The 26668-nt window shown below is 48.7% G+C and carries 27 protein-coding genes, 2 tRNA genes and 1 riboswitch; of the genes, 16 read left to right on the top strand and 13 right to left on the bottom strand.

What is annotated here, in order from left to right; genetic code table 11:
* The first annotated feature begins 483 nt into the window (after nt 1-483).
* Genes LX24_RS02650 through LX24_RS02630 form a run of 5 tightly spaced genes read left to right on the top strand, consistent with a single transcriptional unit; the run spans nt 484 to nt 5066 of the window.
* Entirely contained in the window at nt 484-1647 is a 1164-nt protein-coding gene (locus LX24_RS02650) for an ABC transporter substrate-binding protein (protein ID WP_166510586.1), read from the top strand.
* Nucleotides 1648-1706: 59 nt separating this feature from the next.
* On the top strand, nt 1707-2591 hold the full coding sequence (locus LX24_RS02645; RefSeq protein WP_166510585.1) for a branched-chain amino acid ABC transporter permease: 885 nt from the start codon (nt 1707-1709) through the stop codon (nt 2589-2591).
* 15 nt (nt 2592-2606) lie between these two features.
* Nucleotides 2607-3611 carry a branched-chain amino acid ABC transporter permease gene (locus LX24_RS02640; RefSeq protein WP_166510584.1) on the top strand — a complete coding sequence of 335 codons (1005 nt, stop codon included), beginning with the start codon at nt 2607-2609 and terminating at the stop codon, nt 3609-3611.
* Nucleotides 3592-4362, top strand: coding sequence for an ABC transporter ATP-binding protein (locus LX24_RS02635; RefSeq protein ID WP_166510583.1), 771 nt, complete (start codon nt 3592-3594; stop codon nt 4360-4362). Before LX24_RS02640 ends, LX24_RS02635 begins: the two co-directional genes overlap by 20 nt.
* A complete protein-coding gene (locus tag LX24_RS02630) occupies nt 4362-5066 on the top strand; it encodes an ABC transporter ATP-binding protein (protein ID WP_166510582.1) in 705 nt (234 codons plus the stop codon). Before LX24_RS02635 ends, LX24_RS02630 begins: the two co-directional genes overlap by 1 nt.
* 599 nt (nt 5067-5665) lie before the next feature.
* On the opposite strand, the gene LX24_RS02625 is transcribed toward LX24_RS02630, so the two are convergent.
* Nucleotides 5666-5754: transfer RNA gene (locus LX24_RS02625), tRNA-Leu, on the bottom strand.
* 166 nt (nt 5755-5920) lie between these two features.
* On the opposite strand from LX24_RS02625, the gene LX24_RS02620 reads away from it, so the two are divergent.
* Both LX24_RS02620 and murI read left to right on the top strand, forming a co-directional pair.
* Nucleotides 5921-6103 carry a hypothetical protein gene (locus LX24_RS02620; protein WP_166510581.1) on the top strand — a complete coding sequence of 61 codons (183 nt, stop codon included), beginning with the start codon at nt 5921-5923 and terminating at the stop codon, nt 6101-6103.
* 81 nt (nt 6104-6184) lie between these two features.
* Complete coding sequence (murI, locus tag LX24_RS02615) at nt 6185-6982, top strand: glutamate racemase (protein WP_166510580.1); 798 nt, start codon at nt 6185-6187, stop codon at nt 6980-6982.
* 37 nt (nt 6983-7019) lie between these two features.
* Here the strand turns inward: murI and LX24_RS02610 are convergent, their stop codons facing one another.
* Entirely contained in the window at nt 7020-7646 is a 627-nt protein-coding gene (locus tag LX24_RS02610) for an EcsC family protein (RefSeq protein WP_166510579.1), read from the bottom strand.
* Between the two features lie 139 nt (nt 7647-7785).
* On the opposite strand from LX24_RS02610, the gene LX24_RS02605 reads away from it, so the two are divergent.
* From LX24_RS02605 to LX24_RS02595, 3 genes are all read left to right on the top strand, one after another.
* Nucleotides 7786-8643, top strand: a complete 858-nt coding sequence (locus LX24_RS02605) for a serine hydrolase (RefSeq protein WP_166510578.1) — start codon at nt 7786-7788, stop codon at nt 8641-8643.
* Nucleotides 8644-8729: 86 nt separating this feature from the next.
* Nucleotides 8730-8804: transfer RNA gene (locus LX24_RS02600), tRNA-Ala, on the top strand.
* A gap of 347 nt (nt 8805-9151) precedes the next feature.
* Nucleotides 9152-9697, top strand: a complete 546-nt coding sequence (locus tag LX24_RS02595) for a pyruvate kinase alpha/beta domain-containing protein (RefSeq protein WP_166510577.1) — start codon at nt 9152-9154, stop codon at nt 9695-9697.
* Between the two features lie 3 nt (nt 9698-9700).
* Here the strand turns inward: LX24_RS02595 and cobT are convergent, their stop codons facing one another.
* The 8 genes from cobT to LX24_RS02555 all read right to left on the bottom strand — a co-directional run bounded on the left by cobT (nt 9701) and on the right by LX24_RS02555 (nt 16294).
* Entirely contained in the window at nt 9701-10777 is a 1077-nt protein-coding gene (cobT, locus tag LX24_RS02590; protein ID WP_166510576.1) for a nicotinate-nucleotide--dimethylbenzimidazole phosphoribosyltransferase, read from the bottom strand.
* A gap of 114 nt (nt 10778-10891) precedes the next feature.
* A riboswitch (cobalamin riboswitch) is annotated at nt 10892-11082 on the bottom strand.
* Between the two features lie 104 nt (nt 11083-11186).
* Nucleotides 11187-12236, bottom strand: a complete 1050-nt coding sequence (gene fni, locus LX24_RS02585; protein ID WP_166510706.1) for a type 2 isopentenyl-diphosphate Delta-isomerase — start codon at nt 12234-12236, stop codon at nt 11187-11189.
* Nucleotides 12237-12254: 18 nt separating this feature from the next.
* Nucleotides 12255-12779, bottom strand: coding sequence for a ferredoxin domain-containing protein (locus LX24_RS02580; RefSeq protein ID WP_243131581.1), 525 nt, complete (start codon nt 12777-12779; stop codon nt 12255-12257).
* 132 nt (nt 12780-12911) lie between these two features.
* On the bottom strand, nt 12912-13157 hold the full coding sequence (locus tag LX24_RS02575; RefSeq protein ID WP_166510575.1) for a hypothetical protein: 246 nt from the start codon (nt 13155-13157) through the stop codon (nt 12912-12914).
* Between the two features lie 172 nt (nt 13158-13329).
* Complete coding sequence (locus tag LX24_RS02570; protein ID WP_166510574.1) at nt 13330-13872, bottom strand: CBS domain-containing protein; 543 nt, start codon at nt 13870-13872, stop codon at nt 13330-13332.
* A gap of 135 nt (nt 13873-14007) precedes the next feature.
* On the bottom strand, nt 14008-14682 hold the full coding sequence (locus LX24_RS02565) for a hypothetical protein (RefSeq protein WP_166510573.1): 675 nt from the start codon (nt 14680-14682) through the stop codon (nt 14008-14010).
* A 174-nt stretch (nt 14683-14856) separates the two neighbouring features.
* Complete coding sequence (locus LX24_RS02560) at nt 14857-15339, bottom strand: DUF1634 domain-containing protein (RefSeq protein WP_166510572.1); 483 nt, start codon at nt 15337-15339, stop codon at nt 14857-14859.
* A 16-nt stretch (nt 15340-15355) separates the two neighbouring features.
* On the bottom strand, nt 15356-16294 hold the full coding sequence (locus LX24_RS02555; RefSeq protein ID WP_243131580.1) for a sulfite exporter TauE/SafE family protein: 939 nt from the start codon (nt 16292-16294) through the stop codon (nt 15356-15358).
* A gap of 511 nt (nt 16295-16805) precedes the next feature.
* Between LX24_RS02555 and LX24_RS02550 the strand changes: the two genes are divergently transcribed.
* From LX24_RS02550 to LX24_RS02540, 3 genes are all read left to right on the top strand, one after another.
* A complete protein-coding gene (locus tag LX24_RS02550) occupies nt 16806-18362 on the top strand; it encodes an ATP-binding protein (protein WP_166510571.1) in 1557 nt (518 codons plus the stop codon).
* 25 nt (nt 18363-18387) lie between these two features.
* The gene (locus tag LX24_RS02545) at nt 18388-19734 is read left to right on the top strand and encodes a sigma-54-dependent transcriptional regulator (protein ID WP_166510570.1); all 1347 of its coding nucleotides are present in this window, start codon (nt 18388-18390) and stop codon (nt 19732-19734) included.
* Nucleotides 19735-19932: 198 nt separating this feature from the next.
* Nucleotides 19933-20538, top strand: a complete 606-nt coding sequence (locus LX24_RS02540; protein ID WP_166510569.1) for a GNAT family N-acetyltransferase — start codon at nt 19933-19935, stop codon at nt 20536-20538.
* A 51-nt stretch (nt 20539-20589) separates the two neighbouring features.
* Here LX24_RS02540 and LX24_RS02535 read toward each other — a convergent pair whose 3' ends face one another.
* Both LX24_RS02535 and LX24_RS02530 read right to left on the bottom strand, forming a co-directional pair.
* On the bottom strand, nt 20590-22581 hold the full coding sequence (locus LX24_RS02535; RefSeq protein WP_166510703.1) for an oxidoreductase: 1992 nt from the start codon (nt 22579-22581) through the stop codon (nt 20590-20592).
* Between the two features lie 144 nt (nt 22582-22725).
* On the bottom strand, nt 22726-23349 hold the full coding sequence (locus LX24_RS02530) for an AAA family ATPase (RefSeq protein ID WP_166510568.1): 624 nt from the start codon (nt 23347-23349) through the stop codon (nt 22726-22728).
* 272 nt (nt 23350-23621) lie between these two features.
* Between LX24_RS02530 and LX24_RS02525 the strand changes: the two genes are divergently transcribed.
* From LX24_RS02525 to LX24_RS02515, 3 genes are all read left to right on the top strand, one after another.
* Nucleotides 23622-24782: a (Fe-S)-binding protein gene (locus LX24_RS02525; protein WP_166510567.1), complete on the top strand. Its 1161-nt coding sequence runs from the start codon at nt 23622-23624 to the stop codon at nt 24780-24782.
* 127 nt (nt 24783-24909) lie between these two features.
* Complete coding sequence (locus LX24_RS02520) at nt 24910-25185, top strand: transcriptional regulator (protein WP_166510566.1); 276 nt, start codon at nt 24910-24912, stop codon at nt 25183-25185.
* 92 nt (nt 25186-25277) lie between these two features.
* A complete protein-coding gene (locus LX24_RS02515; protein ID WP_166510565.1) occupies nt 25278-25958 on the top strand; it encodes a Crp/Fnr family transcriptional regulator in 681 nt (226 codons plus the stop codon).
* Here LX24_RS02515 and LX24_RS02510 read toward each other — a convergent pair.
* The gene (locus LX24_RS02510; protein ID WP_166510564.1) at nt 25955-26581 is read right to left on the bottom strand and encodes an NUDIX hydrolase; all 627 of its coding nucleotides are present in this window, start codon (nt 26579-26581) and stop codon (nt 25955-25957) included. The genes LX24_RS02515 and LX24_RS02510 overlap by 4 nt on opposite strands.
* Nucleotides 26582-26668 lie beyond the last annotated feature (87 nt).

The raw sequence follows: 26668 nt of genomic DNA, 5'->3' as shown, positions 1-26668 counted from the left end.
GCCAAAATTGTCGAACGGATCAAAATAAGCAGTGACCCCATATTATTTAATTTGAACCATGGTGAATTTTTACAGTCTGTTCAAAAAAAGCATGCATAATAAACATCCCCGGTGATGCCAGGTATTAAAAGGTTTTATTAAAATCTTTTTTAATACCTGGCATCAAAGCTTGTTTTTCGATAAATTTTCTAAATCTTTTCCAAGAGCATCTTGGGTAACCTATCAGATATTTCGCATTTCTCCTGGTTGCTTAAACGATATTTGGTCAACATATGGCATAGACTCGCCTCAACATAAGTCTACAAAAATAACAAAAAATTATGAAGGTTGGCCTATTACAGGAAGGAAAATAACCTTGTAAACAGAATATTTTTTATAATTGATTAACCTTGAATAATTAATTATAAAGGAGTGATGAGATAACATATCAAAACATTGACTAACCATTAGGTATTTATGTATTAATTTAGGAGGGGAAGAATATTGCGTCAATCAAAATGGTTTTTGTTTTTATTAGTGGCTGTAATGGGTTTGGCCCTTTTAGTAAGCGGTTGTGGGGGCACAAACGAACAGGCCGGAGGTGCCGGTGACGATAAAGTAGTTAAAATCGGTCTAATGACACCCCTGCAAGGTGATGTGAAAACTTATGGTGAATCAGTACAAAAGGGCTTTGAGCTGGCCCTGGAAGAAGCAAACTACAAAGCCGGAGATTACACCATTGAAAAAGTAGTGGCTGATGACCGCAATGATGCCACCGAAGCCACCAACGTGGCCACCAAGCTCATCGACCAGGATCAGGTGGATGCCATTGTAGGGTCAGTCACCTCCAAGTGCACCATTCCGGCCTCATCCATGGCCCAGGCCAAGGGGGTAGTGATGATTTCCCCCACGGGTACAGCCGCCAAAGTAACCATGGATCCGGAACGTAAAGATTACGTTTTTCGGGCCTGTTTCATCGACCCATTCCAGGGTACCGTGGCAGCCAAGTTTGCAGTGGATGAGTTACAAGCTAAAACCGCCGCCATCATGTTCGACCAGGGTAATGATTACACTGTAGGCCTGTCCCAGGCTTTCAAGGAAGAGTTTGAAAAAGCAGGCGGCCAAATTGTTGCCGAAGAGGCTTATGCCAAAGAAGATGTTGACTTCTCCGCAGTATTGACAAATATTTCTAAACAAAAGCCGGACATTTTGTACCTTCCCGACTACTACCAAAAAGTCAGCTTGATCGGCAAGCAAGCTCGGGATAAAGGCATTACCGCCGTTTTCCTGGGCGGTGACGGCTGGGATTCCAGCGATCTGGACTTTGCCACCATGGATGGCGGTTATTTCACCGCCCATTATTCCTCTGACGACCCGCGCCCGGAAGTAGCAAACTGGGTCACCAAGTACAAAGAAAAATACAACACCGAACCGGATTCCTTCGCCACTCTGGCTTATGACGCCACCAAGTTGTTGTTAAAGGCCATTGAAGATGCAAATTCCAATGACCCGGCCAAAATTAAAGATGCCATGCAGGCCATTAAAGATTTCCCGGTGGTCTCCGGCAACATTACCTTCGATGCTGACGGCAACCCTGTAAAATCCGCCGCTATCCTCCAAGTTCAAAAGGATGGTAGCTATAAGTTCGTTACCAACGTTCAACCTTAATTAATTCATAAACCGGGGGTCACTCCCCCGGTATGTCGTTTTTTGGGAGGATAGAGGATATGGAGTTTTTTCTAGAACAGGTGATCAACGGTATCCAGCTGGGTTTGGTTTATGCTCTAATCGCCCTTGGCTATACCATGGTGTACGGTATTGTAAAGTTAATAAATTTCGCCCACGGCGATGTGTTCATGGTGGGCGCGTTCGTGGGCTATTTCGGATTCACTTACTGGGGACTGCCATGGCCCTTGGCCATTATAGTGGCCATGGTGTTCTGCGCAATTTTGGGAATGGTGATTGAACGTATCGCTTACCGTCCACTGCGCTATGCACCCCGTATGATTGCCTTGATCAGCGCCATCGGCGTATCCTTTTTCCTGGAGTACTTTTGTTCCCTTAAATTTATGTTCGGACCCAACTACCGGGTAGTACAACGCCCGCTGCCCGAAATAAGCTGGCAAATTGGCGGTGTTACCATTACCAATATTCAATTACTAATCCTGGTGACCGTAATATGTATGCTAATCTTATTACTCTGGATTGTACACCGCACTAAAATTGGCGCGGCCATGCGTACTGTATCCTTTGACCACGACGCCGCACGACTGATGGGCGTCAACGTGGACCGCACCATTTCATTCACCTTTGCCCTTGGCTCGGCTATGGCGGCAATGGGCGGCGTGTTGTATGCTATAGCTTACCCGCAGATCCAGCCATTTATGGGTATTATGCCCGGTTTAAAAGCTTTTACCGCTGCGGTGCTGGGTGGTATCGGCCTTATCCCCGGTGCCGTGTTAGGAGCATTAATCATGGGCCAGGTGGAAACAATGACGGTTGCATTCATTTCCTCCCAGTTGCGCGATGCCATTGCCTTCGCTATTCTTATTATTGTGCTGTTATTTAAGCCGACGGGCATCCTCGGACGAACTGAAACAGAAAAGGTTTAAAAGGCGGTATTGTATATGGGAAGTAAAAATAAGCATTTAATTAGTTCAATTGCCGGTGTAATAATTTTCTATGTTTTAGTTAAAGCCGCCATTGTGACGGGTTTGTTAAACCCTTACTGGCAACGAGTTTTAGACCAGAGTATGATTTACGTCATCGGCGCCCTGGGTTTGAGCCTGATTTTTGGTTTTACAGGACAGTTTTCCATCGGCCACGCGGCATTTTACGGTTTGGGAGCATACAGCGCCGGCTTAACCGGTAAGATGCTGGGCACGGGTGGCATCCCCTCCTTTTTGCTGGCGCTGCTGGTGGGTACGCTGTTTACCGCCCTGGTGGCATATTTAATCGGCAAACCCGTACTAAGGCTGCAATCGGACTACCTGGGTATCGCCACCCTGGGCTTCGGTGTGATCGTCAAGGTTGCTCTGGATAACGGCAACCGCCTGATTCCGGAGTTGGGCGGTGCCACCGGTATGACCGGCGTGCCCCAGGTGGCCACCTTTGAATGGGTGTTATTGTTTACCCTGCTGGCGATTATTATTTCCCGTAATTTTTTACATTCCACCTATGGACGGGTCTGTACTTCCATCAGGGAAGACGAAATTGCCACCAAGGCAGTGGGCATCAACCCGGCCAAATATAAAATGCTGGTATTTGTATTCGGTTGTGCCCTGGCCGGGCTGGCCGGTGCCATCTATGCCCACCGGTACCCGTTTTTACACCCCAGCAGCTTTGATTTTTTACAATCCTTCAACTTCCTAATTATTGTAGTGGCCGGGGGCATGGGTAGCCTCACGGGCACAGTGGTCACCGCCGTTGGCTGGGTGTTCCTGCAGGAAGGGTTGCGATTCATGCTGGGCGAGGCGTTCATGGACTGGCGCGGAGTTATTTACGCGTTGCTACTGATTATTCTTGTTCTGGTGCGCCGGCAAGGGCTGTTCGGTAATAAGGAAATTGGCTTTTTAACACCGCAGGCCGTGCTGACAAAGGGGGGTAAGCAAAATGTCACTTCTCAAAGTTAGTAACCTGTGCAAGTCCTTCGGCGGGCTACAAGCCGTCAACCATTTCGATCTGACCCTTGAGCCGGGTGAAGTGGTCGGCCTGATCGGTCCCAACGGGGCTGGTAAAACCACGGTATTTAATTTAATTACCGGTCATTTTCCCCCCACCTCAGGAGAGATAATCTTTGAAGGACACAGTTTGGTAAACAAAGCCCCCTACGATATTTGCAACACCGGCATTGCCAGGACATTCCAGAATATCCGGCTTTTTAAGAATAATACTGTGCTGGATAATGTGCGAGCCGCCTTTCACTCCACAACGAACTATGGACTCCTGGGGGCAGTTTTCCGTACTCCCAGGTTCCGGTCCGAGGAGAAAAGAATTACCGGTGCGGCCATGAACCTGCTGGAAATTTTAAATTTAGCCGACCGGGCCAATGATACTGCAGCCAGCCTGCCTTACGGGGATCAGCGTCGGCTGGAAATAGCCAGGGCTCTGGCCAGCAACCCCAAGCTTTTGCTGCTGGATGAACCCGCCGCCGGCATGAACCCTTCCGAGGTGGTAAACCTGGTACAGCTGATCAAAAACGTTAAAGCTCAATTCAACCTTACAGTGCTGGTCATCGAACACCAGATGGGACTGGTGAGGAACCTCTGTGAGCGGGTGGTGGTCATGGACTTCGGCCAGGTGATTGCCGCCGGGCTACCGGAAGATATAAGAAAAGATCCAAAGGTATTGGAAGCATACCTGGGCAAGGGGGCGTCGGCCTGATGCTGGAAGTTAAAGATCTGGAAGTTTACTACGGTTTGATCAAAGCCCTGCACGGGGTATCTTTTGAAGTAAAACAAGGTGAAATTGTGACCCTGATTGGGGCCAACGGAGCGGGCAAAAGCACTACATTGCGTACCATCTCGTCGCTGATAAAACCCAAAACAGGCACCATCACCTTCCAGGGACAGGATATTACCGGCAAGGCTCCACATACAATAGTAGCTCAGGGGCTTTCCCACGTACCCGAAGGGCGCAAAGTAATCGGCGACATGACGGTGCTGGAGAATTTGCGTATGGGTGCCTTTACAAGGGGGGACAAGGGAGAAATTGCCGCCTCACTGGATGAAGTATTTGCCCGGTTCCCCCGTCTAAAGGAGCGTGCCAACCAGCTTGCCGGCACCCTCTCGGGCGGTGAACAGCAAATGCTGGCCATTGGCCGGGGCATTATGTCCAAGCCCAAACTGCTGCTGCTGGATGAACCATCCATGGGCCTTTCCCCCAAGCTGGTGGAAGAGATATTCTCCATCATTTCCACCATCAACAGCCAGGGTACCACCATATTACTGGTGGAACAAAACGCATTTATGGCCCTTCAGGTGGCTCACCGGGCCTATGTACTGGAAACAGGCCGGGTGGTACTGTCCGGGGACGCCAAGAAACTACAGAAGGATGAAAAGGTTCGCTCGGCCTATTTGGGTGAATAATCTGTTCTACAATAATAAAGATTTACGAACCAGGGGAACCGTCCCCCTGGTTCACTTATTTGTTTTACTGCTTCTTGCAGCTACTTCCTCAACCACCGGGCATGTCGGCCAGGCACCGTAGAGTCAAACATACCTTCACTTTTTACACGGCCAGTAATACATGGCCGGCCGGCTTACGTTTGGACAGGTTGCTTCTATATCCTGTATGGAGAATGTTCAAGCACTCGTGCCTTCCTTAGCCTCATCCATACGGTGCCCCTGGTAGCTCAAACGGGTAGCAGCGATGTAACAGCTTGTTCAAACCTGAATAGGGGCGCAAAAAAAGCGCAGGGGATAGGGTTCACCTGCGCTTTTTTGCCGCTGTTCTTGCCGGGACGTGACGAGACGATCGTTATGCGATGATTATGTTCGATTAATGAGATATTGTAGATTTATTATTATACTTAACTGGTTATTAATAAAGGTGAAATTCAAGATATAGCCAGAAGGATGTTGACCAATCAACTTTCTTGCAAGACCTAAGTGGGGGCAGCCAGCCTATAAAAATAAAAAAGTTAACGCACCCACCGAAAACGGGGTGCATTAACTGGCATATCAAGTGGTGCCGGAGACCGGAATCGAACCGGTACGATCATTGCTGATCGAGGGATTTTAAGTCCCTTGCGTCTGCCAGTTCCGCCACTCCGGCAACTTTCGTGAAACAAGTATAATTATATTTTAAATCCGGCCGTATGTCAATTGGAATATTACACCGTAATATATATTTTACTCGCAAAATTATTAAAAGGAAAGTCTTTGCCACGTGTTAAATATACATATCGATAAAGGAAGTGTGCGAAAGGGAGTGAATGCCCATGTTAAAACTACTGGCCGCCCTTACGGCTATAATCACCATCATTACCGCCGTGTTGGGGTTGGCCGCTTACGCGGGGATTGCGGGTGCAGATAGATATCATTTAATAGCAGGCCTCTTAACCCTGGCCACGGTACTGGCCGCCGCGCACCAGCTGTATCACGGCAGAACAAGCGGGAGATAACCGCACCGCTTGTATATTGCATGCTACAGGTTAAAATGATATTCTAATATGGAATATTACAGGAATTGAGGTGAGGCGCCCTTGCCCAACCCGAATCCCATAGGGATTTTTGATTCGGGTGTGGGAGGTATATCGGTATTGAAGGAAATCCGCCGCCTGCTGCCCGGTGAAGACTTTCTTTATTTTGCCGATTCCGCCCATTGTCCATATGGAGTAAAACCACCGGAAAACATACGTCGCCGAATAACTAAAATCACCGAATTCTTAATAGGCTCCGGAGCAAAAGTTATAGTCGCCGCGTGCAATACCGCCTCTATAGCAGGTTTGGATTATTTACGCCGGCATTTTTCAATACCCATTGTGGGCATGGAACCCGCCATCAAACCTGCCGCCGAGATAACCCGCAACGGCAAAGTAGGTGTCCTGGCCACAGGTGTCACCATTAACGGAGAACGGTTTAATTCCCTTTTAACCCGTTTTGCAGGCGACATAGAGGTCATTAATGTACCCTGCCCCGGTCTGGTGGAGCAGGTGGAGATGGGACTCTTAAACGCCCCGGAAACAGCCGAATTACTGCACAAGTTTCTTAACCCGCTCATTAAAAGCGCCGTGGATACCGTGGTATTGGGCTGCACCCATTATCCCTTCTTGCGCCCCCTGGTGGAGTCCATAATGGGACCCGAGGTAAAGGTAATCGATACCGGCTGCGCTGTGGCCAAAAGAGTACACCAGGTTTTACAATCGGAAGACTTGCTGGCAGAGTCTGCCGCCATAGGTACGGGTATCTTTTATACCAGCGGCAACCCGAAGGAGGTTGGCCAGATAATCAGGCGTTTATGGGACCAACCCGATATAACAGTGGAATACATAGATATATAAACCTGAGCCCGGTTTGTCATAACCAGGGCTTATTTTTTTATTCGATAACCTTCCCTTCAATGTCTATGGTTTCTCCCACCCAGGTTTCATCGTGATGCTTTTCATAATAGTTTGCAGCAATACCCCCGATCTTTCGACAGACAAAGTAGTTAACTGAACCCGAGATGATGGCCCCTAAAAAGGGAATCACTTTCAGCACCGATCGCTGGGAGGCCCTGATACCCAGAGATACAAGCACCTCCCGTACCAATCGTGTAAAGAATTGATTATTCATTTGCTGCACCGCTGATTTGCCGATGGTTTTACCGGCTGCATCCGCACCAACCGCTGAAGCCATTACCCATAACGCTTCCCTGGACACCCTGGACAGGTTTAAATCGCGCCCGTATACAGCGGACATTTCCAAAATCATCTCTGCAGTAAAGTATCCCACCGCCGCCATATCCAGTGCCGTGCCGCCCACCAGGGTTACAAGCGTGCCAACAACCGGCACGGCGGCGGGTAAAGCGGTAATCGCACCACTGGCCGCACACAACCTGCTCTTACGGGCAATAATTAGTTCGCATAACTCCCGGTTGGTCAGGTCCGGGTGTTGCCTGCGTAATTTTTCCACACTACGACGTACATCTTCTTTATTTATCATAGCAAAGGGATTAAATAGCATATTTTAGCTCCATACTTAAACTGACATTTTTTTTCGCAATTTGTGATTCCGCTTGAGTAAAAAACCGTGTACTGGACTATATTTACTTATTATGGTAATATTGTAATAATTAAACAAAATAAATACGGGAGGCTTACCCTTGCGCTTTAATAAAACTGCTTTATATGCGTTGTTAACGGTGTTGCTGCTAACCGGCGCCGCAGGTATCAGTGAACCGCTTAAAAAAAACTCCTCCGCGGTACCTGATTACTCACCGCTGCAAGAACAAATCGCCGGTTACCTGGATAAACAACCCGGTGTTTACGGGCTTTACTTCATTGATATAAATTCGGGCCGGGGGTTTGGGTATAACTCCCGTACAGTCTTTCATGCCGCCAGCACCTTTAAGGTACCTATGAATCTATACCTTTACCGCGCGGCGGACCAGGGGCAGTTAAATTTGTCCGAGCGGCTGTTTTTCAGGGACAAGCACCTTGAAGGTGGCACCGGAATACTGCAAAACCAACCGCCCGGAGAAAGTTATACCATAGCCCAACTGGCCGATTACTCCATACTCTACAGCGATAACGTGGCCACTAATATTTTATTGGATCGCCTGGGCAAGGAAAATGTAAAAGAATTTATGCGCTCCCTGGGTGGACAGGTGGTGGACAATGAACAAAACATCACCTGCCCCCGTGATTTAGCGCTGTACATGCAGGAGGTACTGCGCTTGGCCCGGCAACCGGCAGGGGAAAAGCTGTTGGAAAACCTGTTTGACAATAAGCTCAAAGACCGCATCCCCGCGCCTCTGCCTCCGGATATAAAGGTGGCCAATAAAATAGGTACCTGGCCTCCATCTGAAACGTATAATGATGTCGCCTACGTTGCCCATCCTAAACAGCCCTATATACTAGTGGTTACCAGCAAAGAAACACCCGGTTATAGGGAAGCTGTGGCGGTCATCCGTCATCTTTCTGAATTAGTATACCGGTATCAAACCAGTGCAGCAATCTGACTGGCTTATATTGTTTAATCCACACTTAGCCCTTGATTATCAGTGAATTTTATGCTATTATAGTTTCTGTTCATTAAATTGTACAGGGGCGTGTAGCTCAGCGGGAGAGCATTGCGTTCGCAACGCAGGGGTCGGGGGTTCGAATCCCCTCTCGTCCACCAAAAAGGCCGTCAGGCCTTTTATTTTTTATTCATCATAACACATTTTTTAATTTAGTTCACCAGCCCCGTCCTGCCAGTTACTGCACAGGCTAACAACATAATAATCAAATAGTTTTCTATGTAAATACCGGTCATCTGTCGGATAAAATACCTGCCTTTGTCACTTGTTTGACAGATAAAACCCTGTTTTTACATATATAATAGCAGTGACAAGATACTCCCAAGTTTTTAAATGATACTCCTCTTCCAACGCTCCTTCTAGGGGGCGTTATTTTTTTAGCCCAGTGCTTGTCAAATTGTAAGCACTGGGCTAAAATGGGGGTTAAAAACATACCGGGAGGTTTTTTATGTACTGGGAAAAAAAAGGCCCCGAAAATACCGATGCGACCATAAAGGCCGCACTGGAAAGGGCTAACCAAAGAAATATCAATTACCTCGTCGTAGCGTCCAGCAGCGGGGATACCGCCCGCAAATTAATTGATTGCGGCCGCCGGGTGGTATGTGTCAGCTACCATGTGGGCTTTGACAACCCGGGCAGCAGGCGCATGAGTGACGAAGTTCTGGCCGAGCTCAATCAAAAGGGCATCCAGGTATTATTTACCACCCACCTGTTGGCCGGAGTGGACCGGGCCATCCGCAATAAATTCGGTGGTGTTTACCCCTCCGAAATTATGGCCCAAACCCTGCGCATGCTGGGCCAGGGGGTTAAAGTATGTGTGGAGATTAGTGGCATGGCACTGGATGCCGGGCTAATTCCATATGGGGAAGAAATCATTGCCATCGGCGGAACGGGCAAAGGCGCCGATACCGCTGCGGTCATTGCGCCCGCCCATTCCAACCACTTCTTTGATACCAAGGTAAAGGAGATTATCTGCAAACCCAGGGAGTTCTAAATACTACCTATGCTCCTGGAGCAGCTTTTCTTCGTCCATATCCATAACGCCGGCTTCCTGGAAAGTAACCATTTCATCCAATACCCGGCAGGCAGCGTCAATAATATGCATAGCCAGGGCTGCTCCGGTTCCTTCTCCCAAACGCATCCCCATGTGTAGCAAGGGGGTCAGCCCTAAGAGTTCAAGCATTAACCCGTGACCGGGCTCACCGGACAAGTGAGAAGCCAGCATATAATTTTTGGACTCGGGCTTTATGGCAGCGGCAATTAGAGCAGCCGCCCCGGTAATAAACCCGTCAACCACTACCGGCACTCGATTAGCTGCACAACCCAGCACTACTCCGGCCAGGCCGGCTATTTCCAAGCCACCCACTTTGGCCAGAACATCCACGCCGTCAGCCGGATCAGGACGATTTATTTCCAAGGCCCGGGTTATAGCCCGGCGCTTCTTATCCAGCACCTCGTCATTGATCATGGTTCCCCGGCCGGTTACATCATTGACGGAATACCCACCCAGCACAGCTAAAATGGCACTGCTGGGTGTAGTATTGCCTATACCCATATCACCCAGAGCCAGCAGTGTGGCACCCCGTTCTATTTCGGCCCGGGCCACTTCAATACCCACTTCCAGCGCCGCCACAGCCTCATCCCGGGTCATGGCCGGCCCGGCGGCAATGTTACCGGTGCCCGCCTTGACCCGGCGCTTTAATACCCCGGGTATATCTACATCGGCCGCAACACCCACGTCCACCACCGTAATGGAAGCTCCGGCATGCCGGGCCAGCACTCCGATACCGGCCACCCCATTGATAAAAGCGGGCAACATTTGCCAGGTCACATCCCGGGGCGCTGCGCTTACCCCTTCATCCGTCACACCGTGATCACCGGCCATTACTATAACAGCCCGTTTACCAATACGCGGGCGCGGCTGGCCCAATATACCGGCCAGTTTCAGGGCTATCTGCTCCAATTGACCCAGGCTGCCCGGGGGCTTGATTAAGCTATCCATCCGCTCCTTTGCTTGGGCCATGGCCACATCATCCAGCATCCCAATCTTGTTGACGGTTTCAGTCAGCAGCATAAAAAAACCTCCTGTAAATAAATTTTTACTATGCCCGGTAGAGATAAAAAAGTTCACAGCCATACAAGGCCGTGAACTTTACCATCATCCACCGATATACCCTTTCATTAATAAGAGTCTACCGCACAGCAGGCAGGTCTCCTGGCTTCCGGATCGACACCTAAAGCGCCGCCTTCCCGGCGATACATCACCAGTGGCTATAAATGGCGCGGGCTACCCGGTTACAGTGGCGGGACCGCCCGGGAATTGCACCCGGTTCCCTATTCTCCCTTTTCCCAAAGGGCACCTGCTGTGGTATTCAATTGTATGAAATATATCCTAATTCACCTGGGCCCTATTATAGGGTCAATCATAACCCATATAGTTATTCCACACCACCTTGGCAATTCCTGCTTGCCCGCAAAAAAAATCAACGCCTGGCATAACAATCAATATCAATACCACGCCGCTTAAGCCATGCTGCGGTTAACCCGGTAATCACCAGAGGGCGTCTGGCCAGAGCCGCCATGTGCGAAGCCCCGGTAAGCATCATCACCCGCTTGAGGCCGGAGATTAATTCACCGATATAATGAACCAGCCCCTCGGGTCCCCTTTTCTTTAAGACCCGTAAAAAAGGCCCGGCCAGCGCCACCAGGGAAGCCCCGGCGGTCAGAGCCTTGGCAGCGTCCTCCGCTGTGCGCACTCCCCCCGAGGCCACCACGGATATTGTTTTACCGGCATTAAGGGCCTCTAGTAAACTAATGGCCGTGGGTATACCCCAACGCTCCAGGGCAATACCCCCCTTGCCGCCACGCCTTCCCTCAATGGCTGCAAAATTGGTACCGCCCCAACCGCTGACATCTATGTAGCGCACTCCGGCATCAGCCAAAGCAGCTACCGTCTCCCGGGCCATGCCGCAACCGACTTCTTTAACCAGTACCGGTACGGGTAAATTCGCCGCCAGGTTCCTGATATTTTCCAGAACACCGCTAAAATTCATTTCCCCCTCGGGCATAGCCAGCTCCTGGTTCACATTAAGATAAAGCTGGATACCATCGGCATTAATCATTTCCACGGCTTCCAGCGCCTGTTCCAGGGTGCAAAGGGCGCTCAGATTGGCCAGCAGCAGGCCTTCGGGATTAAACTCCCTGGCCACGGAAAAAGTATCCCGCACCGCCGGATCATCCAGCGCTGCCCGCTGGGACCCCACCGCCATGGCAATTCCCGTAAAAGCAGCCGCCCTGGCTAACTCCCGGTTAATTCCCAGTACACCGGAATGCCCCCCGGTAATGGCGTTAATCATCAGTGGTGCCTTCAGTTTTTTACCCATGAAACTGCATGAAGTGTCCAGCTTGTCCCAATCCAGCTCAGGCAGCGCATTATGCACCAGTAGAAGATCGGCAAAACCGGAATGATGTAGCACCTCGGGCAATTCCATGGCGTATCGGATGTGCTCAAGCTTTCTCTTTTTCCTGGTTATAGCCCGCGCCCCCCACAGCTATTTTACCGGCCGGTCAAAATATATATTTTTGCTGGTGGCCGAGATGGGGATGGCACAAACAATGGCCCCCTTGACCAAACCCATTTTTTTAGCCACCACAGCCGGCCGGTACATAACCCGGTTATCGACATTCAGGATACCCGCAGTTTTAGCCGCCGAACCAAGGGCAATCCCCAAGTCCATCACCCGCCAGGCGCATAGCGGTCCTAAAAAATCCGGCCCCTGGCGGCTCTCCAATTGAGCACATTGCTCATGTCCACAGGCACCACAATCAAGACCCAGGGGGACATTTTCGCGTAACGACACGAATAATACGGCTTCCGAATGCCGGATGTTTTCCGCGTCACGGTCAAAATTAACTTTACCGGTTTCCCGGCCGAATTTATCCATTTCATCGGCCAGTCTTTGAAGGTCGTCACCCGACAACACTTGAATGTCCAAATAATCCTGCCCCAAGCATTTGGGTGCAGTTCTGGCGGACACCGCCATAAGCTCGGCAACCGTATGCATGATACCGGACAATTGATAACGCCTCCCACTGCCAATTGGCATTTTTTATATCATACCACATGCCGGCAGGGGAGCCAAAAACAAAAACGTTCAGCCGGGGATCGCCTGCTAAACGTTTATGCTTGCACCATAGTTCACACTTAATTACATAACATATTTCACAAACCAGAACGCGCTACATCCCAATAAGCACATGGCGCCGGCAAATAAATAATTAATAACTCCTTCACTTACCTGACTCGGGTGGTCGGCACGGCACATTTCCACCCTGGCAAGTTCCGCCCGCAGGAAAGGTTCTTCCAGCCAGCGCTCGGCCAAATTTTTCCGTTCATTCTCCTCATTAGCCGGCACACCGGCCCGCAAGTCACCCATATTAATAACCACAGCCACTGCCCACCCTCTCCCCTCGTACATAAGTAATATTTATATTATTATATTTTGCAGTTAGATAAAAATCAATTACATTTGTGAAATATTTTATTAATTATGCCGTTTTTTTTAACACGACAAAAAGCCCTTGCGGGCTTTGTCATATCGTTTATTTAACTATTGGTACAGGTGTTTAAATATCTATTTTGTAGCCATTACTAACTTCCATGCTCCGGGCACCGGCCACCAGATCATATACTTCGGCAAACAATTCGTTCACCCTGACCATACCAACCAGGCGGTTGTTTTTCTTTACCGGCAGCGTGCCCAATTTATGTTTAATCATCGCGTGCACTGCCTTAATTAAGGTATCGTTGGCGTCCAGGGCGATAACATTAATGGGATGCATAATATCTTTTATGCTTTTTTGGGCCTCGTGTTTACACCTTTCCGTAAACAATCCCTCCCAAAAGGTGGGCACGGAAAGACGATCGGCCCTGGCAAAAAAGGGCTCAAGGGCTTGCAGCACAGACCGGAAAGTAACCATACCCTGCGGGTTGCCGTAATCATCGCTGACAATTACCGACCTGTGTCCCTGCCCTCCTGCATTGCGTTGGTAAAAACCCCTGTGCAATACTTTAATGGCATCTGCAACGGTGCAGTTGTGCGATACTACTTTATAATTACGCACCGGGATCATAATATCAATAACTCTTTTTTCAGACTGTTCAGACACTTTATTTACCTCCTGCCTGCCCCAAAGGGATTCTCATCCCGGCAGCCAACAAAGCGCCCGGTATTCGAAAAGTACCATCGATGTGCTGCTACGATATAACCCTGTCTATCGCAACAGCACATCCCCGCGCCCTTTTCACACCACACCCAGCTCATTGAGATATGGCTTGGTTGCCTCGACAAAATCCGCAAGTTTTTTGGCCGCCAGGCGTTTATTTCTTTCCCTTACCACCTCATAGGGCAACAACAGTTTCAACCGGTATTTACCGGTAGCCTCAACCTTGGGCAGTTCCCTCTCCAGAGAAGTCCCCAGCCGGTGCTCTATAACATCCTTTTTTTGCAGCAGCGGTACAAATACTTGTTTCTTATTGCCGTCCATAACCAGGTCTATCACCAGGTACTCCCGGCCTTTATTGGGGCCTTTGCGGGGACGGGTTTTTCCTATCCTGTAATATATGTTACTACTGCCAAATACCCTGATACATTTCCAGGATTCAGTAATGCCAAATTTATTGCTCAGCGAGGTATAGGCAATTTTAATGCCCCGCTCACTCAATATTTTTTTAGCCCGGGATAAAACATCATCCAGAAATACATCAAAGGACTGGGTATCATCCCGGGTAGTTTGAGACAGTTGTAATTGCTCCTGCTCATTCTTTCTCAACAGCCACTGTTCAAACAATTCCAGTATCATCTTTTTACTGTCCGCAGGGCTATCGCTTTTAAAATTGATCTCCACATTGCCCCTGGTCATTTCTTTGAGAAACTCATTTTTGTGCCTGGTAAACTGTTCCACAAAATTACTATCCATAAGATGACCCTCCAAAAAATAACTTTATCAGGCCCCGGGTTTAGCAACCTTTCAGACATAACGGTCAACTGTAATATAGAACCTGGCGGGTACGGACCGGGCGCATTTTAATCACCCGACCCGTACCCGCAAGTTTTATTTAATTAATCAACAACCTGATACAAGAATTTGATTTTAATGCGCACCAACTTTAAGAATCCCGGAGGCAGCCAGAGTTAATACAGTAATCTCAAGCATAACAATGGTTGCATACGGAATATCCTTTTTGCGCAGGTAGGCCGGTAATAAAAGGGCTACATAACCCACCACGGTAAGGGTGGCCAGCAGGGCAATGCCAATTAAATTCAGGTAGTCGCTGTTGCCCAGCATGCCCAGCCAACCCCAACCATGCGGGGCTCCCGTGGCCACCAGGTAATCATGCACACTCATACCCCAGTATTGTGATATTTCAGCCGGAGGAATGTACGAACCCATTATACCACTCATGTAAAGCAGAAATGTTACCATCAAAATGCCAATTCCGGCCCAGGAGCAGTACAGCAACAAATTAGCGTACTTAATCTGCTCGGGAGGCACTTCTATTTGGGCTGCCACTGCTTTTTGCCTTTCCGGCGCAGTTTGCTGCCGCACATTCTCAGCTCTCACTTGACTACTCATTTACTTCTACCCCCATCTAGTATCCTAATCCTTTAAGCAATGACCTGATGCCGGCAAACAGCAGCATGACAATAACCATATTGCGCACTATTTTGGGCTTTGCTCCGGCCAGCAGTTTGACACCCACCAGTGAACCCAGCATAATACCCAACACCGACGGCACCGCAATGATGGGCAGCACCGCCCCCTGGTTTAAATACACCCAGGCTGCCGACGTGTCAGTAATGGATAACAGAAATTTACTTGATCCCACAGCGATTTTCAGCGGTGCGCCCATGAGCAGGTTCAACACCGGTACATTGGCCCAACCGGCACCCAGGCCGAACATACCGGCCACCATACCGATGGCTACGAAGAGCAAAAACCCCTGGGGTGTACGCCAAACCGTCCACTTAACCGGTCTACCGGCCGAAGGCTCGTAATAAGTACCGGTTATATTTAGAGAACGGGACAGGGTATCCGGTTGACCCACATTGGGGAATTCGCTGTTCTTGGAAAAAATGAATAGTATGGCAATCAAACTAATGGTTATACCCAAGCAAATTTGCAATATATCCGCCGGTAACGCCAGGCCGATAAACGCTCCCACAATACTAAAGGTAGAGGCAATTAGCGCCACCGGCAAAGCAAGGCGCAAATTAGCCAGGTTGGCTTTCAGCAAACCCGGGCCGGCTGCCAGAGCCCCGGCCAGGGCCACAATCAGTCCTGCACCCCGTACAAAATCCAGGTGGAACGGAAAGAAACTACCCACGATGGGTACAAAGAGCACACCGCCGCCCACACCCGCCATTACAGCAACTATACCCATGATAAAGCATGTAACCAGTAATATAAGGGGCCACGCCCACCAGGGCATCCCCGGCGTTCCTGAAGCCTGGGTCACAGCCTGGGCAACCTGGGAGTTGTTTGCCAGTTCCATAAGCAAACCGGCCTTGGCTAAAATTCCATCCAACATATCTTTTCCCCCGATACTATAGTCTTGTTTTTTTTAATTCGTAATAATACTTATAAATAATGATAACCAAACCCGAAAACCTCTTATGTTTCCCCCCTTCCTTCTATTCTTTTTTGTAGTTCAAGAATGTGATATAATGAATTTGTGTGTTTTAACTTGCACCAAAGCATGTGAAAAATATTATAATTACTTAAACCCTGTTGCACAGACCGTGCCAGAACTCGAATCGCTTTTATTGCGGGTTTTTACACACCCATTAATAATAAATTGTTTGATAACAGACAGTTAGTTAGATTATTTTATGCTTGCGCAGGCTAAAACCAAAAAATTATTCCCTTCAAGGCCTATCTTGGTGTATAATAACAGACAATAGATTGTGCGTTATCAGACAATGTTGATTGCTCGCATATCCTATCTTGCATATATCTTTTAATTAATTAAAATTGTTCAAAAAGGCACAAAGACAGGCTCGGCGGCTACTTCACCCCGTTAATCTTGAAAGGTGAAACCTATGAAAAGTACTGATAATAATATCTTTGTCGGCTTCTTTGGTGGCAGTCTGCGCATACAATTTCTGGTAATCATCACCATACTGCTGATAATTCCCGTGCTGGTGATTTTGTATGACTTATTTTTTGCCAGTCGCAGCGATGAAGCAATGTTTATAGAACGCAAGGAAAAACTGGGCACCATTATTGACTCGGTGATCATACCGGATATCAAAAAAAATATTGCTCTTACCAGTGGCAACACAAACATAAATACCCTAGATACCACCCAAAGAGTTGAAAAGCTGAGAGCAGCCTTTGACCAGGCGGCCAAACCGCTGGTACCCAGTAACCCCGGGGTTCGTTTCGGTTTGTATATCCCCGAGACCGGCCAGATATTTGTTCATGGTTTTTTACATCAATACCGTGACTTGAGCCCGGAAGAACAAAGGCAGAGGGAGCGAAGGATTCTGGATGAAGCCAACAGCGGCTTAATCAACGTGGCCGCCGGCGGTCAACCACTGGCCAGGCTGGCCAGCAGCTTAAACGACCAAACTTTCGAGTACCTTTCACCGGTATACATTGACAGCCAGCTGGTTGCGGTGGCCTGGGCAGACCAGGGGGTGCATCCCATCTTCGCCCAGAGCCGCAATTTTCGTACTTTGACCCGTTCTTTTACGCTGCTGGCACTGATGCTTAGCCCCATCGGGGCACTGATTATCGTACACAATTTATCCAGTGGAGTTACTGTAATTAAAAACGGCCTGCGCATCATGGAAAGGGATCTCAGTCATCTTATACCTGATTTGCCCGGCGAAGCCGGAGAAATAGCCCGGGCAGTGAACAAGATGGCCGCGTCCCTGGCTGAAAAGGAGAAGTTGGAGGAGGAACTGCGCCGTTCGGAACGACTGGCGGCTCTGGGCAGGCTGGTTACCGGTGTAGCCCACGAGTTACGCAACCCCATTGGCGTAATCAAGACAACCGTTCAATTAATGGAGAAGGATTTCGCACACATCGACGAAACAAAAGAATATGTAACCATAATTAACGAACAAATAACCCGCTCCAACCGGGTAATTCAGGAACTGCTTGATTTCGGCAAACCCGGCAAGAATACTTTGCAGGATGCATACATTAACGCGCTGCTGGAAAGGGTGCTCACCTTTACCTCCCCCATGCTACGCCAGCAGAACATCCAACTCCACCTGGAACTGGATGAAAGCGTCCCGGCCACTGAGGTGGACGCGGAAAGAATAAAACAGGTTTTTGTGAATTTAATATTAAATGCCACTCAGGCCATGCCCGATGGCGGCACTTTGACCATCAAGACATATCATGATGATAAATGGGTCTATACTGAATTCACCGACACCGGTCCGGGCATTGAACAAGCAGATTTGGGAAGGATTTTTGACCCGTTTTATACCACCAAGGAAAGTGGCGCCGGCCTGGGATTGTCCATCAGTCACCAGATAGTGCGCATGCACGGCGGTCATATCACTGTTGACAGTCATATTAAGGAAGGGACTACTTTCACAGTACAGCTACCCCTGCCGGAAATATGCGATCTTTATAAATAAACGCAGTTGAATTGGGGGGATTAAGATGGCCCACAAAATATTAATTATTGATGACGAGGAGCATATGTGCTGGGCATTGGACAGGGCTATGCGCCAGGAGGGATATCAGACCGCAGTGGCTTACCGGGGTCAGCAAGGCCTTCAACTGATCCGGGAGGAATCCCCCTCGCTGGTGATTTTGGACCTGCGCATGCCGGACATGGATGGCATGGAAGTGCTCAAGGAAGCCAAAGCCATTAACCCCAAGCTGCCTGTTATTATGCTCACGGCCCACGGCACCATTGAAACAGCCATCGAAGCCATGAAAATGGGGGCCGCCGATTATATCACCAAGCCTTTTGATTTGGATGAGTTAAAACTGGTTATTAAGCAAAACCTGTTATTAAGCCAGCTGGAAACAGAGGTAACCTTTTTGCGTTCCGAATTAACCAGTAAATATGACAACATGGTAGGCCAGAGCAAAATAATGCAGGAAATCATTGCCCTTATTGAAAAAGTGGCCAACAGCAATGCCAGCGTACTGATCACGGGTGAAAGCGGCACCGGCAAGGAAGTGGCCGCCGTAACCATTCACAACAACAGCCAGCGTCATAACGCACCCTTTATCGCGGTAAACTGTGCGGCACTGCCGGAGCAATTACTGGAAAGCGAGCTGTTCGGCCACGAGCGGGGTGCTTTTACCGGTGCAATGGCACGCAAATTAGGTCGTTTTGAATTGGCGGACAAGGGGACTATATTTTTAGATGAAATCGCTGAAATGTCATTGAATATGCAGGCCAAACTGCTCAGGGTGCTGCAGGAAAAAACATTTGAGCGGGTAGGCGGCACCGAAACACTATCGGTTGATGTACGGATTATCGCCGCCACCAACCGCCAGCTAAACGATGCAATTACCAAAGGGGACTTCAGAGAAGATTTATTTTACCGGCTAAATGTCATTCACATTCACATGCCGCCTCTGAGAGAACGCAAAGAAGATATACCCTTACTGGCCAAACACTTTTTAAAAAAATTCGGCACCACCTACCAGGTGGAAAGTATTTCTCCCAGGGCTATGGAGCTTTTATGCAACTATCACTGGCCCGGCAACATCCGGGAACTGCAAAATGTAATCGAGAGGGCGGCCATCATCTGTCAGGGTTCAATTATCAACCCGGAACATCTACCCCGGGAGCTTTACGCTTCCACCAAACCCAGTTCAGGATTGGTGTTGGAACTCCCGGAACAGGGCATATCCCTGGAAGAAGTGGAAAAGGAATTGATTATCAAAGCACTGGAAAAAAGCGGCGGCAACCAAACCAAAGCGGCCCAATTGCTGGGCATAACCCGCTCGGCATTGCTATACCGTATACAAAAATACGAAATTACTTAGTATCCCGAGCCCCTTAAATAAAAAAATTATAAAAATAGCAGGAGTTTCCGAATTTATTCAGAATATTTTACACAGTTACTTGACAACAAACGTTATAATTAAATAATATACATTAGTTATCATTTACAGCAAGAGGCCATGACCCGTCGGTCAGGGCATGTTTCATAAATAAAGAGAAAAAATGGTGGTGGCGTGGCTATGGCTAAGGAAATAATGACCGATAGAGGACCGGTGGTGATTGAGGGACCGGTTTCAAAAGAATACCTGGAATCACTGGAAATCAACCAGGCAATGAACAACTTCAGAAACCCCAAGAGACAAAAAGAGGCCATGGGTCTAATAGCTAATCTTCCTGAAGGAATGGTCTATATAGCCCGTTTTGGGCAGGAAATAATCGGCTATGTACTTTTTCATTACCCCAACCAGTACAGCCGTTGGGCAAGACATCCACGCATTCTGGAATTGGGTGCCATTGAGGTAAGCCGGGAGTGGCAGAAAATGGGATTGGCCAAGGCAATTTTAAAAGAGGCCTTCAAAAACCCCGTCATGGAAGAGTATGTGTTGATTACCACAGAATTCTGCTGGCACTGGGATTTAAAGAACACCGGCCTGGGAGTATGGGAATACCAGAACATGCTAAAACGCGTCTTTGGCTCGGTAAATTTCAAACGGCGGCACACTGACGACCCTGAGATACTGGAACATTCCGCCAACATGCTAATGGTGCGCATTGGTAAAAATGTCAGCAGGAGCCATATAGAAATGTTTGATGACCTTACATACCAAAATTCCATTATTATGTAGATTGAGTCCCCGGTGGCTTACCCCGGGGACTCGATTTTTCAGTTTTACTTATCACAACACCGATCCGGCCAAATAACCCTGGTAAATAGCGTCCAGTGCCTTACGGGGAGCAACGGCATCACCAACCATATACACTTCGGGCAGTTGTTCCTTGATCTTTTCGCATAAATCACTCAGCGAGCGTGAGCCCACCGCCAACACCACCGTATCAGCCTCCAGTACCTTTTCTTGCCCCTGCACATCCAGCACCACGCCGCCTTCATTAATCTCCCTGGCGGTGGCCCCGGTGATAGTCTTTACACCAAAGCGCCGCATTTCTTGCAAGATTACCCAACGGGAGGATACACCGATATCAGCACCCGCCGCCCTTTGCATTTCCACCACGGTAACATCTTTAACTCCCCGGGTGGCCAATTCCTTCAATGTATCCCAATTCTCAGCATTGTTAAGGGCTAAAAAATGCAGAGCTTCAGCATTAAGGGTACCTTTACGGGCCAAATACAGCGCGGTTTCACAACCCACGGCGCCACCGCCGATAATAACCACTTTCTTGCCGGTACTGGCCTTACCCGCCAGTACATCCCAGGCCTGCACTACATGGTCTTGCCCCACACCAGCTATGGGGGGTTCTATGGGGGCGGCCCCGGTGGCCATGACCACTGCATCAGCACCAAAGGATTTGATATTATCCTCATCGGCTTCTTTCCCCAATTCTATCTGTACGCCCAGCCTGGCCAGTTCATGGTTATAATATTCAACGACAGTACCAAACTCCTCCCGGCCCGGAGGGACCGCCGCCAGGTTCAACTGGCCGCCCAACCGCGGTCCTTTTTCCCACAGGGTAACCCGGTGGCCACGCCGGGCAGCCACCCGGGCCGCTTCCATGCCGCCGGGGCCGCCGCCCACCACCAGCACCTGCTTAACCGGCTGCGCCGGCTGTGGCTCCTTCTCCAACTCCCGCCCGGCCCGGGCATTTACCAAACAACTTACAGGTTTCATGGTAAACACTGCATCCAGGCAGCCCTGGTTGCAGCCAATGCATTTTCTTATGGCACCGCTTTGGCCGGTCGCCGTCTTGGTTACCAGATCGGGGTCGGCGATCATGGCCCGGGCCATGCCCACCAAATCAGCCAAACCACTGGCCAAAATTTCTTCGGCAAGCTCGGGGTCATTGATCCGGTTACAGGCAATGACGGGTACATTAACCGCTTCCCGGATACCCCTGGCCAGGTAGACAAATGCTCCCCGGGGAGCGGCCATGGTAATTTGCGGCACCCTGGTCTCGTGCCAGCCGCCGGTGACATTAAATGCATCCACACCTGCTTCTTCCAGGCGCTTGCAGAACATAGCCATCTCCCGGTTGGTATTACCGCCGGGCATAAAATCATTGCCGCCCACCCGGAACAATACCGGGTAATCCGGTCCCACCGCCGCCCTGATGCTGCGGGCCACCTCCAAGCCGAACCGCATGCGCCGCTCAAAATCACCGCCGTATTCATCATCCCGCTGGTTGGTTACCGGAGATAGAAACTGGGAAATCAGGTAACCGGCGCTGCCGATAGCTTCCACAGCATCAAATCCCGCAGCTTTGGCCCGGGCAGCCCCCTGGGCAAAGGCTTCTACAATCTCCTGTATTTCATCCACTGTAAGGGCTCTGGGCATCTGCCCGGTCAGTTTGGAGGGAACCGGTGATGGAGCCACGGGCTGGGTCCCAGAAAGGAATGAATAAGAATAACGGCCCGGCTGAAATAGCTGGGCTGCTATTTTCCCACCCTCACTGTGGACACCTTTGACCAGTTCCGTAAGCCCGGGTATATACCTGTCATCATCTATTCTGATCATATTACCATGCCCGTACTTATCAATAGCACAGCCACCTACCATAATGAGACCCACCCCGCCCCGGGCGCGCACGCGGTAAAACTCAACCAATTGTTCACTGACAAATCCGTCCCGGCAATAACCCAGGTGCATGGCCGGCATAACCACCCGGTTTTTTAATTCTACCCGGCCTATTTTAATTGGCGATAATAATATCACTATGCGTTTTCCCCCTTTGTTACAAACATAAAGTTAGTAGAACCAAATTCATTTGCAGTTAACAGAAATTTCTCCCTTGAGCTCCCATTTCCTGCTCCTAAAAAAATAACCGGATTTATTCCGGTTGATTGATTATAAATTAGTGATTTAATCTTGTTCCAGTACCTTTTGGGCATCAATGTCACAGAATGATACCGGTTTTCTTTTTTGCTCAAAGCCTATCAACTGCTTCATTTTATCCACCCTGGTAGGCAAATCACCGGTTATTTCCATATAGGGCACATTCATAATATCCAGGAAGTTTTTAATTTTCTGATCCACCACCACTGCATAATCGTCATCCTGGTAGCGTATACCGTCTTTTTCACAGGCAAACTCTCTGGGGATATAAAATACTTCATAACCGGGTAAATCCTTCATAGCCCATTCATAGAGTTTCATTAAGGCATACATTTCCTTGTCGCTTTTAAAATCACAGCTCATTAAACCATAAACATAGTTAAGGATGGTGGCATTATCGCAAAAAATAATATCACAATGTTTTAATTCATTTTCCCTGCGCTTTTGGCCTTCATATAACAAAAACTGTTCAAAGATAGACACAGGCACACCGTAACGGGCAATGTAGGTACGGGCATATTCCAGGCATACGTCGCTGATATAACCGGCTAGACTGTATTCCACGTCAAGCTGCTTGCACAGCGTGGTTTTACCTGTGCCGGGGCCTCCCAGGATGGCAATTTTTTTGGTTTTTTCTCTCTTGTGCCGCATGATTTAACACCCCCTGACTAATATATTTCGGCGCTTGTGCACTTTTTCCTTTATTCAAGCAAATAATTAGCAAGCAATAATATTTTGGTCAACGGACACCTGCTGTCCTAAAACGGTGAACCGCTTCCCCCTTGCCTTTAAGACAGAAATATATGTAACTTTTTAATTTTGAAGCAGGATTTTATATCAGAACTGACGAAGCTTTAGAATAAATATAAATGGCCACACTCGTGTCCTAATTTAAAAGCTGGCAAGGGAAGAGGGGGAGAATCATGTCAGAACCAGTTAACTATTTTGATGAGGTCAGAGAAGTTGTCGTGGAAATGGGCGGCGAAGATATTACCCTTTGTAAACAATGTGGTTTATGCAGCGGCTCCTGCCCCTGGGGCAGGATGGAAAAGGAAAGCCCGTTCAGCATACGCCAGATGATTTACATGGGCAGACTGGGCCTGGACGGCTATGAAAGCGACGACATTCTTTTTGCCTGCACTACCTGCGGTCAGTGCGTAGTACGCTGCCCCCGCGGCGTTAACATTATTAATGTAGTACGGGCTATGCGCGCCGTACTTTGTGAAACAGGCGGCATTCCTAAGAACCTGAAAGCTGTACTGGGCAGTATTAACAGCAACAGCAACCCCTGGTCCCAGGACAGTGAAAAGCGCACATCCTGGACCCAGGGACTGGATATTCCCACCTTTAACGGTGAACAGGAATATTTGCTGTTTGTTTGCTGCACTTCCGCCTTTGACGGCCGCAGCCAAAAAATAGCCCGCGCCATTGCCACCACCCTGCAAAAAGCAGGTATCAGTTTCGGCATTATCGGTAATGAAGAAAAATGCTGCGGTGAAGCTGTACGTAAAATTGGTGCCGAAGAGGAATTTACCAACCTGGCCGAAGCCAATATTGAGCTGTTTAAAGACAAGGGAGTCAAGAAAATCATCACCACTTCACCTCACTGCTACTGGACATTTAAAAATGAATACCCCGAATTTGGCGGTGATTTTGAAGTGATTCACTACACCGAATTATATGACAGCCTGCTTAAAGAAGGTAAAATCAAACCCGCCAAGGGACTGGACAAAAAGGTCATTTACCACGAACCCTGCTACCTGGGCAGGCACAGTAAAGTATTTGATGCACCGCGCAATTTAATAACTTCCATTCCCGATCTGGAATTCATAGAGTTTGACAAGACCAAAGACGACAGCATGTGCTGCAGCGGCGGCGGGGCCCGTATCTGGATGGAAACCGAAGCCGGTATGCGCTTTTCGGATGTCAAGGCCAAAGAAGCCATGGACAAGGAAGCTGATTACCTGGTCACTGCCTGCCCCTATTGTGTTGTCATGCTGGAAGACAGCCTGAAAAATATTGACAAAGATGAAAAAATGGCGGTCAAGGATATCAGCGAATTAATCGCAGACAGTATAGAATAGGCTGTTTGGGTTATTAAAAAGCCCGGTCGAAAAATTTTTCGACTGGGCTTTTTTGACTTATTAATCAAGCAAAAAGTGCACATACTATATCTAAATAAAACTAGTTAAACAGGAGGTTAGGTATAAAATGCTAGCTACGACAAGCCTTGCCGATTTTCTGCGTAAAGCCAACGAGAGACTGCCCGAGGAAGCGGAAAGGGTGCTGCAGGCACTGCTGGAGCAGGGCAACATGAATAAAGAGGATCTTTCACTTACGGCCCGGGTTAAAAGGGCAGTGCTGGATCATATCATTATGCAGTTATACGCCCTCGGCCTGGTGGAGATATCCACCGAGGGCAAAAGCAAGATTTGCAGCGCCACCAAGCTGGGTGATGAATTTTTCAGCCTGGTCAAGGCCGGATAATTTTCCGGCCTTATTTTTTATACTTGCCACATTGCTTTATATGGTATATTATTACTTAACCATTTTCAGTTCCCAATAAGGAGTATGTTTCGATGGCAGGTAATATAGAAATACTAAAAAAAATTCCGTTATTCTCACTGCTGGGGCAGCAACAGTTGGAAGAGCTGGCAAAATTCGTCCTGGAACGAAATTATCAAAAGGGCCGTATTATTTTCATGGAAGGTGAACCGGGCGAGGCGGTTTTCTTTGTCAAGTCCGGCCGGGTCAAGGTAACCAAACAAACCAAAGACGGGCGGGAGCATATATTACATTTTATCAACCCCGGTGAAGTGTTTGCGGAGGTGGTATTATTTGACGACGGCACCTATCCGGCCACTGCCGAGGTTATCGAGGATTGCACTGTGGGTCTCATCAGAAATGCGGACATGGAGAAAATTATCGGCAGTCACCCCGATATTGCCCTTGGCTTGCTAAGAATCATGGCCCGGCGCTTGCGCATATCCCAAAACCAGTTGACTGAGCTGGCCTTAATGGACACCACCCGCCGCGCCGCCAGCATGCTGCTTTTCCTGGCCGGTGAGCAGGGGATCAAAACCGACCGGGGCATAGTCATTGACATATCGCTAACCAACCAGGATCTGGCCAACCTGATCGGTACCTCCCGGGAAACTGCCAATCGCATACTTAATGACTTTAAACGGCAAAAAGCTGTTGACGTTAAGAAAGGCCAATTAACCATATTGGATAAATACAAGTTACGATCATGGATTTAAGGTTCTTTAATGGTGTCTAAAAAATGATGTAATATACTGGCCGTCAGACCCCAAATAAAATAGTTTTCATACTCGTAAATATAAGTTGGATAAGACCAGCGCTTGGTCCAGCCTCCCCGGTATATTTTTGGTACCCGGTGCAGGGGGAAATCATCACTATACCGGGTAGCCACCTCCAGGTCACTGACCTGCGGGGTAGCCGCTTGCAAGTAGGATAGGGGCACTGTAAAGACCCTATCCACCTCCTCCCGGTTGGGGACTATACTTGCCGGGGACAATATCCGCCCTACATATGGATACACCAGCGCCCCCATAGGGGTGACCAGTACATCCAAAGCACCGATGGACATAATGTCGCCAGGGGACAACCCCAGTTCCTCGGTGGCCTCGCGCAGTGCGGCGGTGCCCGGCCGGCTGAACTCGTCTTCCTCCACCCGCCCCCCGGGGAAACAAATTTCCCCGGGTTGCCTGTTCAAATGTTGCGAACGCACCTCAAACAATATCTCCAGACCGCCTGCGCCTTCCACCAACGGCAACAGTACCTCCGAAACCAGGTAGTTGGTTTTACCCATCAAATCCCGTTTACCCCGGTTTAGTTTTTGGCTGATATCATACAGGTTCATAAGCATCTCCGAAGTGTTTTATATCAAAACCTTATTTTAACTGTATAGATAGTGTTTTTCATTGTCAATATTTTCTCAGCCAGTCGT

The sequence above is a fragment of the Desulfallas thermosapovorans DSM 6562 genome (assembly GCF_008124625.1).
Classification (GTDB): Bacteria; Bacillota; Desulfotomaculia; order Desulfotomaculales; family Desulfallaceae; genus Sporotomaculum; species Sporotomaculum thermosapovorans.
This window is presented reverse-complemented; position numbering and strand designations above follow the sequence as displayed.